11 protein-coding genes are annotated in these 10769 nt (G+C 68.2%); 7 read left to right on the top strand and 4 right to left on the bottom strand.

Features of this window, described 5'->3' with window-relative positions; all coding sequences use genetic code 11:
• Positions 1 to 96 precede the first annotated feature (96 nt).
• From thiD to VJ655_RS10225, 3 genes are all read left to right on the top strand, one after another.
• Positions 97 to 927 (top strand): bifunctional hydroxymethylpyrimidine kinase/phosphomethylpyrimidine kinase, encoded by an 831-nt coding sequence (gene thiD, locus VJ655_RS10235; RefSeq protein ID WP_324110954.1) that lies wholly within the window; start codon positions 97 to 99, stop codon positions 925 to 927.
• On the top strand, positions 924 to 1508 hold the full coding sequence (locus VJ655_RS10230; protein ID WP_324110953.1) for a nucleotidyltransferase family protein: 585 nt from the start codon (positions 924 to 926) through the stop codon (positions 1506 to 1508). Before thiD ends, VJ655_RS10230 begins: the two co-directional genes overlap by 4 nt.
• A gap of 85 nt (positions 1509 to 1593) precedes the next feature.
• Complete coding sequence (locus VJ655_RS10225; RefSeq protein ID WP_324110952.1) at positions 1594 to 2415, top strand: PhzF family phenazine biosynthesis protein; 822 nt, start codon at positions 1594 to 1596, stop codon at positions 2413 to 2415.
• Positions 2416 to 2424: 9 nt separating this feature from the next.
• Here VJ655_RS10225 and VJ655_RS10220 read toward each other — a convergent pair whose 3' ends face one another.
• The 4 genes from VJ655_RS10220 to VJ655_RS10205 form a co-directional block, all read right to left on the bottom strand.
• Positions 2425 to 2787: a hypothetical protein gene (locus tag VJ655_RS10220; RefSeq protein ID WP_324110951.1), complete on the bottom strand. Its 363-nt coding sequence runs from the start codon at positions 2785 to 2787 to the stop codon at positions 2425 to 2427.
• 147 nt (positions 2788 to 2934) lie between these two features.
• On the bottom strand, positions 2935 to 4839 hold the full coding sequence (locus VJ655_RS10215) for an ATP-binding protein (protein ID WP_414646969.1): 1905 nt from the start codon (positions 4837 to 4839) through the stop codon (positions 2935 to 2937).
• Positions 4840 to 4930: 91 nt separating this feature from the next.
• Positions 4931 to 5392, bottom strand: a complete 462-nt coding sequence (locus VJ655_RS10210; protein WP_324110950.1) for a hypothetical protein — start codon at positions 5390 to 5392, stop codon at positions 4931 to 4933.
• Positions 5393 to 5432: 40 nt separating this feature from the next.
• A complete protein-coding gene (locus VJ655_RS10205) occupies positions 5433 to 5774 on the bottom strand; it encodes a hypothetical protein (protein ID WP_324110949.1) in 342 nt (113 codons plus the stop codon).
• Between the two features lie 363 nt (positions 5775 to 6137).
• On the opposite strand from VJ655_RS10205, the gene VJ655_RS10200 reads away from it, so the two are divergent.
• The 4 genes from VJ655_RS10200 (at position 6138) to VJ655_RS10185 (ending at position 10651) form a co-directional block, all read left to right on the top strand.
• Positions 6138 to 7313, top strand: coding sequence for a phosphoserine transaminase (locus tag VJ655_RS10200; RefSeq protein WP_324110948.1), 1176 nt, complete (start codon positions 6138 to 6140; stop codon positions 7311 to 7313).
• A gap of 131 nt (positions 7314 to 7444) precedes the next feature.
• On the top strand, positions 7445 to 9025 hold the full coding sequence (gene serA / locus VJ655_RS10195; protein ID WP_324110947.1) for a phosphoglycerate dehydrogenase: 1581 nt from the start codon (positions 7445 to 7447) through the stop codon (positions 9023 to 9025).
• Between the two features lie 103 nt (positions 9026 to 9128).
• On the top strand, positions 9129 to 10274 hold the full coding sequence (locus tag VJ655_RS10190; RefSeq protein ID WP_324110946.1) for an alpha/beta hydrolase: 1146 nt from the start codon (positions 9129 to 9131) through the stop codon (positions 10272 to 10274).
• Positions 10275 to 10282: 8 nt separating this feature from the next.
• Positions 10283 to 10651 carry a VanZ family protein gene (locus VJ655_RS10185; protein WP_324110945.1) on the top strand — a complete coding sequence of 123 codons (369 nt, stop codon included), beginning with the start codon at positions 10283 to 10285 and terminating at the stop codon, positions 10649 to 10651.
• The last annotated feature ends 118 nt before the right edge of the window (positions 10652 to 10769 follow it).

Raw genomic sequence — 10769 nt, 5'->3', positions numbered from 1 at the left:
GGATTGTGGGATATTGTCTGAGTTTTTCCGAGGCGCAAGCCTCGGATCGTCAAACGCCGTCTCCCCATCGGGCCGATTCCCGCCTACACACCGACCATGCCCAATGCTCCCTCAAAGGCGGCCCTCGGCCGCGTCCTGGTCATCGCCGGATCGGATTCCGGCGGCGGCGCGGGGATCCAGGCCGACATCAAGACCATCACCGCCCTGGGCGGCTACGCGGCCACGGCGATCACCGCCGTGACGGTGCAGAACACCTTGGGCGTCACCGGCGTGCATCCGATCCCGCTGGACGTGATCGCCGCCCAGGCCCGGGCGGTGCTGGACGACATCGGCGCCGACGCGATCAAGACCGGCATGCTGGGCGACGCCGCCGTGGTCGAGACCGTGGCGGCCGCCCTCGACCATGCGGGCGCGGTTCCGGCCGTGGTCGATCCGGTGATGATCGCCAAGGGCGGCGCGCCGCTGTTGGCGGAGGCGGCGATCGGCGCCGTGAAAACCCTGATGATCCCCCGCGCGGCGCTCCTGACCCCCAACGCGCCAGAGGCCGCCGCGTTGACGGGCCTCGTCGTCGAGACCACCGACGACCTGCGCCGGGCCGGAGAGGCGCTGCTGGCCCTGGGCGCCCAGGCGGTGCTGATGAAGGGCGGCCACATTCTGGTTGGGGAGCGGGCGGGTGAGCGCGTCGTCGACGTGCTGATGACGCCCGGCGGCGAGACCACCTTCGAGGGCGAGCGGATCGAGACCCGCCACACCCACGGCACCGGCTGCACCCTGGCCAGCGCCTGCGCCACGGGCCTGGCCCAAGGGCTGTCGCTGGAAGAGGCCGTGGCCCGGGCCTGGAACTATGTGCACGAGGCGATGCTGCGCGCGCCAGGATTGGGCGGCGGCCACGGTCCGCTGGACCACGGCTGGACGCTGCGCCGATGAGCCAGGACCTGGAAGCCCACCTCGTCGACGTCATCCGCGCCACGCCGACCACCTGGACGGTGCTGCGAACCGTGCGCGACCTCGACCTGCCCGACTGGATGATCTTCTCGGGCGCGGTCTACCAGCCGGTCTGGAACCACCTGACCGGCCGCGCCCTCGATTACGGCATCAAGGACTACGACGTCGCCTATCACGACGCGAGCGACACCTCCTACGAGGCCGAGGACGTGGTCATCCAGCGCGTGGCCGCCGCGTTCGAGCCGCCGCTTCGCGACCTCGTCGAGGTGCGCAACCAGGCCCGCGTCCATCTGTGGTTCGGCCAGAAGTTCGGCGGCGACGAGCCCTATCCGCCGCTGGAGACCAGCGCCGCGGCGTTGAAGCGCTTCGTGGCCACCGCCTTCTGCGTCGGCGTGCGGCTGGAGGCCGACGACAGCCTGAGCGTCCATGCGCCCTTTGGCCTCGAGGACCTGTTCGCCCTGCGGCTGCGACCCAACCCGCTGCGGCCCTCGGGGGCGGGCGGCTGGGAGCGGACGACGGGCTCGGCCAAGGCCCGCTGGCCGGAGATCAGCGTCGAGCCTTGATTGTCACCGGGACAATATAAGCTTTGCGCCCGGCGATCCGGCCGCATAACAGCGGTGTCCATCGGATTTTCGGGAGATCGCCCCCATGCGCCAATGGACCGTCGACGCCTTCGCCAGCGCCCCTTTCCGGGGCAATCCGGCCTGCGTGGTCGAGCCGTTCGCCGCCTGGCCGTCCGACGCCTGGATGCAGGCCCTGGCGGCCGAGAACAACCAGGCCGAGACGGCCTTCCTGCTGAAGACGGACGACCCGGCGCGCTTTGGCCTGCGGTGGTTCACCCCCGCCCTGGAGGCCCCGCTGTGCGGCCACGCCACCCTGGCGGCGGCGCACGTGCTGTTCGCCGAGCTGGGAAGCGACGTCCCCCTGGTGACCTTCGACACCCTGTCGGGACCCCTGACCGTGAAGCGGTCCGGCGAAGGCCTGGAGATGGACTTTCCCGCCGACCCGCCGCGTCGGACGGGCGTCCCCGAAGGCCTCGCCGAGGCGCTGGGCGCGGCGCCGGTCGAGGTGTGGGCGGGCGCCTATCTGGTCGCGGTGCTGGAGGACGAGGCGACGGTGCGCGGGCTCAAGCCCGATTTTCTCGCCCTGAAGTCGATCGACGGCGAAGCGCGCGGCGGGCCAGGCCAGGTGGTCGCCGTGTCCCTGGCCGACGCCGGCCAGCCATACGCCGTGGTCAGCCGCTTCTTCGCGCCGAGCTTCGGCATTCCGGAGGACCCGACCACCGGCTCGGCCCACTGCATCCTCATGCCGCTGTACGGCGACAAACTGGGCGCGGATGTCCTGAAGTTCCACCAAGCCTATCCCGGCCGCGGCGGGGACCTGGAATGCGAAAGCCGCAGCGCGCGCGTCTTGCTGCGCGGCCGCGGCCTCACGGTGGTGGAGAGCCGGCTCCGGGTGGAGCCGGCCTAGCGGGAAGGCCTACCAGCGGCGATCGTCGTCGCGGTAGTCGCGACGGTCGCCGTAGCCATAGCCGTAGTCGCGGTCATGGCGCTCATAGCGGATCTGGGCGCCGATACGGTCGAAGCGACGATCGAGGTCGGCGCGTTCCCAACCGCTCAGGCCGCCGCGGCGATAGCGGTGCTCCAGACGCTCGGCGTCACGCAGTTCGGCGCGCAGGCGATAAGCTTCCGAGCGGGTCAGCGAGCCGTTGCGCAGGCCGATGTCGATCCGGCGCTCCAGCTGGTCCTGGCGTTGGTTGATCGACTGCGCCGAGGCGACAGCGGGAACGGTGGCGGCCGCCAGGGCCGAGACCGTCGCGATCGAGATCAGGATCTTCTTCATCGGTTCGGTTCCTCTCGAAATCTCCGTCGCCGGGAAGGACGACGTTGAGCCAAGAGAAACACGCGACGGCTGAAGCGGTTCTGAGCCGGTCGTTGTGTCGCGTTCATCTCGCGAAGGGAGGTCGGCGGGAAGGAAGGGCGAGACCGCTCAGGCGGCCTTGGCGATCCGCGCGGCGGCCACGGCCTCTTCGATGGCGCCGTAGAGCTTGCTGACTTCGACCGGCTTGGCGACGTGGCCGTCCATGCCGGCGGCCAGGTAGTCCTCGACCTGGTGGGCCAGGGCGTTGGCGGTCACGGCCACGATCGGCGTGCGGGTGCGGCCCTCCTGGACCTCCAGGGCGCGGATGGCGCGGGCCGCCTCGACGCCATCCATGTTGGGCATGTGGATGTCCATCAGGATGATGTCGAACTTGGCCGCCTTCCAGGCCTCGACGCAGGTCGCCCCGTCGGGGACCAGCACGACCTCGGCGTTCATCGGGGCCAGCACGGCCTCGATCACCTTCTGGTTCGTCGGATTGTCGTCGGCGGCCAGCACGCGCAGCGGGGCGGCCTTGGCGACGCGGCCCTTGGAGCGAGCCGGCGCGCGCGCCACGGCCGGGGCGTCGTCGTCGATATAGTGGACGTCGGTCTGGGTCTCTTCGCGCGGCAGGGCGACCAGCACGGTGAAGGTCGAGCCGCGGCCCTCGCGGCTCTGGACCTTGATGGAGCCGCCCATCAGCGTGGCCAGCTCCCGGCAGATCGCCAGCCCCAGGCCCGAGCCGCCGAACCGCCGGGTGGTGGAGCTGTCGGCCTGGACGAACTTGTCGAACAGGCGCGGCAGGATCTCGGGCGCGATGCCGATGCCGGTGTCGGCCACGTCGATCCGCAGGCCAGAGCCATCCTCGGCCGAGGCGAAGCGGACGGCGACCGCGCCCTCCAGGGTGAACTTGAGCGCGTTGGAGATCAGGTTGCCCAGGATCTGGCGCAGCCGGTCGGCGTCGCCGCGCCACAATCCTTGCGCCTCGGGGGCCACGGCCACCTCGAAGGCCAAGCCCTTGTCTCGGGCCTGGGGCGTGAAGGTCTCGCGGATCGATTGGGCCAGCTGGACGATGTCGAACGGGCGATCCTGGATCTCCAGGCGGCCCGCCTCGATCTTCGACAGGTCCAGCACGTCGTTCAGCACGCCCAGCAGCAGGCCGCCGGATTCGCGGATCACCGCCAGGCGTTCGCGCTGGGCCGGGTTCAGCTCGTCCATGGCCATGACCTCGGCCATGGCTAGCACGCCGTTCAGCGGGGTGCGGATTTCGTGGCTCATATTGGCCAGGAAGTGCGACTTCAGGACGTTGGCGGCGTCGGCGGCGTCGCGGGCCTTGACCAGCTCGGCCATGGCGCCGCGCAGGTCCTTGTCGTTGCTGCGCAGCCGCGCGACCAGGTGGTTGAAGCTGTCTATCAGGCTCTGGAAGACGTCGTCGTCGACGGTCTGCTCCACGGGCATGAAGCGGCCGGCCACGGCGGTTTCGTGCATGGCTTCCGACAGGCGCTCCAGCGGGCGGGCCATGCGGCGGGCCAGGCTGTTGGCCAGCAGGATGGCCAGGCCGGCCGAACCGAAGAACAGCGCGCCGGTCAGGGCCAGGTCGCGGGCCAGGATCTGGCTGATCGCGGGCGGGGCGGTGTACACCGTCAGCTGGCCGATGGTCTGGGCGCCGCGCTGGATCGGACGGGTCAGGACGCCGCCGCCCTTGACGGGCGGGCCGCCCCATTCGGCCACCACGTGGCCTTGGCTGTCGGTGACCCGCACGCCGCGCACGTCGCGGGCCTTGGCGGCGGGTTCGAGGGTCCGGTAGAGGGCGATCGGGTTCTGGTTGGCCAGGGGCGCGACCGCGCCCGAGGCGATCATCTCGACCAGGATCTCGTGGTTGGCCCGCGATTCCTGCTGCGCCACGCTCCATTGCTGCAGCATGAAGCACAGGCAGGCCGCCACCAGGGCGATCACGGTCGTGACCAGGGCGACCTGCGCGATCCGTCCCTGCAGGGGAGCGTGCGTGGACGCGGCCTGTTTTCGACGGTCGTTCATGAAGCGTCCACGCAAGATGATCGGCGTCAAGTTAGCGCCATGTTCCTAACGGTTTACTTCCAAAAGTTGCAGGAAGCCCGCTACGCCCACCTCAATCGGCCTGGGTCGATTCGCGTCGCCTGAGCAGGATGGCGTGGACCGTGGCGACGGCCAGCAGGCTCACCGTCAGCAGGGTCATGACGTTCAGCAGCCGGAAATAGACGCTCGCGGTCAGGGGCACGTCGGGCCCCAGGAAATAGGCCGAGATGGTCAGCTCCGCTCCCTGGACGATGAACGCAAAGCCCAGCCAACGGCTGTTGTGCTTCAGGGCCGCCCACAGGAAGACCAGACCCAGGATGAGGCTGATGGCCACGTCCAGCATCGGCGCCGAAACCCGGGCCGTGACGCCTAGGGCGCGGAAGACCGACATCAGGGCGATCTGAAAGATCAGGGTGCCGAGCAGGGCGATCCCGCTCATCCGCTCGGCGGCGCGACCTTTCCAGATCGCGAATCCGCTGACCAGAACCGTCAGCGGCAATAAAAGCAGGGCGATAAGGTTTACTGAGTTTACCATCGGCGACCTCAATAGGATGCCGATGGTAAACCCACGGTAATTAGCCGACCTGAGACATCGGGCCGGTTTCGGCGCAGCCGGCCAGCGCGTCGCTTTCCTTCCACACGCCGGTGTCGGTCACCGGGATCGCGAAGCGGTCGCGCAGGGCGTCCAGTTTCAGGTGGCCCGCGGCGATCTCCTTCTGAGCCGCGCCGACGGCGGCTTGCGCGCCATGGATGTGGTTCATCACGCTCTGAGCCACGGTGGCCGAGACGTTCAACTCGCGCCGCAGCTGGACCAGATCGCCTTCGAGCGCGCCGGCGAGCAACTTGACGTCTTCGAGGGCCGCTTCAAGCCGGTGCAGCTTGGTTTGAGCGGCGGAAGCCAAAAACACGTTTTCCATGGGAGGGTCCCCGACCGGTTAACAAGACGTAAAGCTTAACAGGTCGTTAACGACTGTCTCTACCTGAAATGGTTTGCGCACGCTTGTGTCGCAAATTTAATCTTTCCCGCTATGCGAGAATAGGGCCCGATTTATACAACCGAGAGCGGCGTCGCAATCCATGCGTCGCTCTGGGCGATCTTTGTTTGACCTAACGGAACTTGAGCCTGCGAGGCGCGGGCAAGAATATTCCACGCCATGCGCCCGCAAGGCCGCCCTGCGGCAAATCTCTTCTTGCAATCTGGCTCGAAACACGGTTTGTCGCCGGCGGGCCACGCCCTCCCAACGGGGCGCAGTCCATCTGTAAGGATGGGAGACATCGCTATGACCACGACCCTCGCCAAGCCGGCGATCCGCCCGGCTCGCCCCGAGTTCTCTTCCGGCCCCTGCGCCAAGCGCCCAGGCTGGACCCCCGAAAATCTCCAGAACGCCGTCTTGGGCCGCTCGCACCGGTCGAAGCTGGGCAAGGCGCGCCTGAAGGCCGCCATCGACCAGACGCGCGAAGTGCTGGAGGTCCCCGCCGACTTCCTGATCGGCATCGTCGCCGGCTCCGACACCGGCGCCGTCGAAATGGCGATGTGGTCGATGCTGGGCGCGCGTCCCGTGCAACTGCTGGCCTTCGAGTCCTTCGGCAAGGACTGGGTCACGGACGTCACCAAGCAACTGAAGCTGCCCGACGTCGAGGTGCTGAGCGCCCCGTACGGCCAGCTGCCCGACACCTCCAAGGTCGATCCGGCCAAGGACCTGGTCTTCACCTGGAACGGCACGACCTCGGGCGTGCGCGTGCCCAACGCCGACTTCATCTCGGCCGACCGGGAAGGCGTCGTGATCTGCGACGCCACCAGCGCCGCCTTCGCCCAGGACCTGGACTGGGAGAAGCTCGATGTCGTGACCTTCTCCTGGCAGAAGGCGCTGGGCGGCGAGGGCGCGCACGGGATCCTGATCCTGTCGCCGCGCGCCGTGGCCCGCCTGGAAAGCTACACGCCGGCCTGGCCGATGCCGAAGCTGTTCCGCATGACCAAGAACGGCAAGATCGCCGCCGACATCTTCGAAGGCGCGACGATCAACACCCCGTCGATGCTCTGCGTGGAAGACGCCCTGGACGCCCTGAAGTGGGCCGCCTCGATCGGTGGTCTGGAAGCCATGCAGGCCCGCGCCGACCAGAACCTCAAGGTCCTGGCCGACTGGGTCGCCAAGACCCCGTGGGTGGACTTCCTGGCCGCCACGCCGGAGATCCGCTCCAACACCTCGGTGTGCCTGAAGGTCGTCGATCCCAAGATCTGCGCCCTGCCCGAAGACGCCCAGGCCGACTTCGCCAAGAAGCTGGCCAGCCTGCTCGAGAAGGAGGGCGCGGCCCTCGACATCGGCGGCTATCGCGACGCTCCGGCCGGCCTGCGCATCTGGTGCGGCGCCACGGTCGAGGCTTCGGACCTCGAGGCCCTGACGCCCTGGCTCGACTGGGCCTTCGCCACCGTCTCGGCCGAACTGGCCGCCGCTTAACTCGCGCCCTCCCTCCCCCTTGATGGGGGAGGGATAGGGGTGGGGGGTGATCCCCCGCCGCCTCCCAAGCACCCCCATCCCAACCCTTCCCCCATCGAGGGGGAAGGGCCCGATATCCGGAGACTGACTCCATGACCGCTCCCCGCGTCCTCATCGCCGACAAGCTCAGCCCCGCCGCCGTCGACATCTTCAAGAACCGCGGCCTCGACTTCGACATCAAGGTCGGCCTCTCGAAGGACGAGCTGATCGCCGTGATCGGCGACTATGACGGCATCGCCATCCGCTCGGGCGCCAAGCTCGACAAGGATGTCATCGCCGCCGCCAACCGCCTGAAGGTCATCGCCCGCGCCGGCATCGGCGTCGACAATGTCGACATCCCGGCCGCCACCGCCAAGGGCGTGGTGGTGATGAACACCCCGTTCGGCAACTCGATCACCACGGCCGAGCACGCCATCGCCATGATGTTCGCCCTGGCCCGCCAGCTGCCGCAGGCCGACGCCTCGACCCAGGCCGGCAAGTGGGAGAAGAACCGCTTCATGGGCGTGGAGCTCTACGCCAAGACCCTGGGCCTGATCGGGGCCGGCAACATCGGCGGCATCGTCGCCGACCGCGCGCTGGGCCTGAAGATGAAGGTCGTGGCCTACGACCCCTTCCTGTCGCCCGAACGCGCCGTCGAGATGGGCGTCGAGAAGGTCGAGCTGGAAGACCTGCTGGCCCGCGCCGACGTCATCACCCTGCACACCCCGCTGACCGACAAGACCCGCAACATCCTGTCGGCCGAGAACCTGGCCAAGACCAAGAAGGGCGTGCTGATCGTCAACTGCGCCCGCGGCGGCCTGGTCGACGAGGTCGCCCTGCGCAAGCTGCTGGACGACGGCCATGTCGGCGGCGCGGCCTTCGACGTGTTCACGGTCGAGCCGGCCAAGGAAAACCCGCTGTTCGGTTCGGACAAGGTCGTGGCCACCCCGCACCTGGGCGCCTCGACCAGCGAAGCCCAGGAGAACGTGGCCCTGCAGGTCGCCGAACAGGTTTCGGACTACCTGCTGACCGGCGCTGTCACCAACGCCCTGAACAGCCCCTCGATCACCGCGGAAGAAGCCCCCAAGCTGAAGCCGTTCGTGGCCCTGGCCGAGAAGATCGGCGCCCTGGCCGGCCAGATGGTCGACTTCGGCATCAAGGCCATCGACATCGCCTACGAGGGCGAGGTCGCGGACCTGAACGTCAAGCCGATGACCTCGGCCGCCCTGGCCGGGATCCTCAAGCCGATGCTGGCCGAGATCAACATGGTCTCCGCGCCCGCCGTGGCCAAGGAGCGGGGCATCACCGTCTCCGAGAGCCGCCAGGAAGTCAGCCCCACCTATGACAGCCTGATGCGCGTGACCATCACCACCGAGAAGGGCAAGCGCGCCTTCGCCGGCACGGTGATCGCCGGCGCGCCGCGTATCGTCGAGGTCAAGGGCATGGAGCTGGACGCGGGCTTCTCGCCGGCCATGCTCTACATCAACAACCTGGACAAGCCGGGCTTCATCGGCGCCTTGGGCATGCTGCTGGGCGAGGCGGGCGTCAACATCGCCACCTTCAACCTTGGCCGCGTGGCCGCCGACGAGGACGCCATCGCCCTCGTGGGCATCGACCAGGCCCCCAGCGCCGACCTGCTGGCCAAGATCCAGTCCCTGCCGCACGTCAAGGAAGCGCGCGCGCTGACGTTCTGAGAAATAGCGCCGGGGCCTGGAAAAGCCCCGGCGCACGCTTGCCCAATCTTGGCCGAAATGCTGCGGCCTAACGCGGTACAGGTGAGCGGGGGGGAACATACGCATGGTGAAGCGTCCGAAGCTTCTGGTTTGGAGGTCCCTGGCGCTTTGCGCTGTCCTGGCGACCACCGCTGAAGCACAGACGCACTTCCCGGACATCGATCCCAAGGAACCGATCCAGGACTGCGGGTCGCCGAAAGCCAATCCCGACATCTGCCGCGTGCGTCAGGCCGTGCGACCGGAGGACGCCGCCAGCCACCTCGGCAAAGACCACATGGCCTTGTGGCGCGAGGGAAACCGCCTGCTGCTCGTCTCGTGCAGCGCCGCGCCGCAAGCTGGTGTCGCTGGGGCATTGTTCGCGCCCCTCGCCAAGATCGACGGCACGGCCGATCTGTGGTCGCTGGTCCTCGACATTCCCCGCCTAGATGAGGCGAACCTCGACGTTTTTCCGACCCCGCCAGCGCCCGGCCCCTTCCGCGCTGTCCTGTATCGCGGTCCGAAAGCGCCGCCCGCCGCCGTGACCCAGGCAGACCTGCAAGGCCAGGTTCTTCAGGACGAGATCGACAGCCAAGCCTTGGGCGCCAAGCGGAAGCTGACGATCTACCTGCCGCCGAAATTCGATCCCAGGAAGCGCTATCCCGTCGTCTACGTCGCCGATGGCGCAAGCGTTTCCTACTACGCTCACGTCACTGAACCGGCGATCCTCGACAAACGCCTGCCGCCCCTGGTGTTGGTGGGCTTGCACGCGGGCGGCGGTGAGCGGCGAAACCGGGACTATGTGCTGGGCTGGAGCGATACGAGCGTTCCATTTGTGGCTCACGAACGCTTCCTGATCGAAGAGGTCATGCCGCGCGCCGAGTCTCTCTGGGGCGCGGCGACGAAGCGGGAGCAGCGACTGATCACGGGCAAGTCCGCAGGCGGCTCATGGGCGCTGGACACTGCCTTGCGCCATCCCGATCTCTTCGCCCAGGCCGCGCCAGCGGCGATCGCCAGTGTCAGCGCCGAGGGCGTCGAAAGGCCCGGCCGTCCTCGGCTCTGGATCGTCACGGGCCTGTTCGATCCGTTCCTGCCGCGCTCGCGCTCGATCGCTGAAAGGGCCGCGAAGTCCGGTGATGAGATTGTGCTGAAGACGCCCGTTTCGGGGCATGGGGCGACCTTCTATCAGGATCAGTGGGTCGAGATGCTGGCCTGGGCCTTCGGAAGGCCATAAGGGGAGCCATGTCCCTGCTCATTCCGCGCAAGATCAACTGGCCGGGCCTGGCCGCCTTCCTGGCCGCCGTGGCGTTCACGCTCTACGCCGCCCTAGCGCCCGGAGACGACACGGCCGGGCTGATCCCGTGGGACAAGGCCAAGCACTTCATCGTCTTCTACGGCCTGACCTTCCTGGCCACGGTGGCCCTGCCCAAGAGTCGCTGGTGGAAGATCGCCGTGGTGCTGGTGGGCTTCGGGATCGCCATCGAGATCCTGCAGGGCCTGCCGATCATCGGCCGCGACGCGGATGTCTTCGACGTGGTCGCCGACACCCTGGGGGCGGGGTTCTTCTTCGGGCCCATCATCGTCAGCCAGTGGATGAGCCGGGAAGCTTAGGACGAAAATCCTCCCCCCAGCGGGGGAGGTGTCGGCGCGGCCGACGGAGGGGGAAGAGGCAAGGTCAGCAGGACTTCCCCCTCCGGCGCTGCGCGCCACCTCCCCCGCTGGGGGGAGG

The sequence above is a fragment of the Caulobacter sp. genome, assembly GCF_035254145.1.
Taxonomy (GTDB): Bacteria; Pseudomonadota; Alphaproteobacteria; order Caulobacterales; family Caulobacteraceae; genus Caulobacter.
Note: the sequence above shows the minus strand (reverse complement) of the source record. Positions and strands in the feature narration are given on the sequence as shown.

What these genes read in the sequence shown, in the direction of transcription:
- VJ655_RS10185 (WP_324110945.1), top strand. Translation starts at nt 10,283, where the DNA reads ATGTCCCTGCTCATTCCGCGCAAGATCAACTGGCCGGGCCTGGCCGCC.
- VJ655_RS10215 (WP_414646969.1), bottom strand. Translation starts at nt 4,839, where the DNA reads ATGAACGACCGTCGAAAACAGGCCGCGTCCACGCACGCTCCCCTGCAG.
- VJ655_RS10200 (WP_324110948.1), top strand. Translation starts at nt 6,138, where the DNA reads ATGACCACGACCCTCGCCAAGCCGGCGATCCGCCCGGCTCGCCCCGAG.
- VJ655_RS10210 (WP_324110950.1), bottom strand. Translation starts at nt 5,392, where the DNA reads ATGGTAAACTCAGTAAACCTTATCGCCCTGCTTTTATTGCCGCTGACG.
- VJ655_RS10190 (WP_324110946.1), top strand. Translation starts at nt 9,129, where the DNA reads ATGGTGAAGCGTCCGAAGCTTCTGGTTTGGAGGTCCCTGGCGCTTTGC.
- VJ655_RS10230 (WP_324110953.1), top strand. Translation starts at nt 924, where the DNA reads ATGAGCCAGGACCTGGAAGCCCACCTCGTCGACGTCATCCGCGCCACG.
- VJ655_RS10205 (WP_324110949.1), bottom strand. Translation starts at nt 5,774, where the DNA reads ATGGAAAACGTGTTTTTGGCTTCCGCCGCTCAAACCAAGCTGCACCGG.
- VJ655_RS10220 (WP_324110951.1), bottom strand. Translation starts at nt 2,787, where the DNA reads ATGAAGAAGATCCTGATCTCGATCGCGACGGTCTCGGCCCTGGCGGCC.
- VJ655_RS10225 (WP_324110952.1), top strand. Translation starts at nt 1,594, where the DNA reads ATGCGCCAATGGACCGTCGACGCCTTCGCCAGCGCCCCTTTCCGGGGC.
- serA (WP_324110947.1), top strand. Translation starts at nt 7,445, where the DNA reads ATGACCGCTCCCCGCGTCCTCATCGCCGACAAGCTCAGCCCCGCCGCC.
- thiD (WP_324110954.1), top strand. Translation starts at nt 97, where the DNA reads ATGCCCAATGCTCCCTCAAAGGCGGCCCTCGGCCGCGTCCTGGTCATC.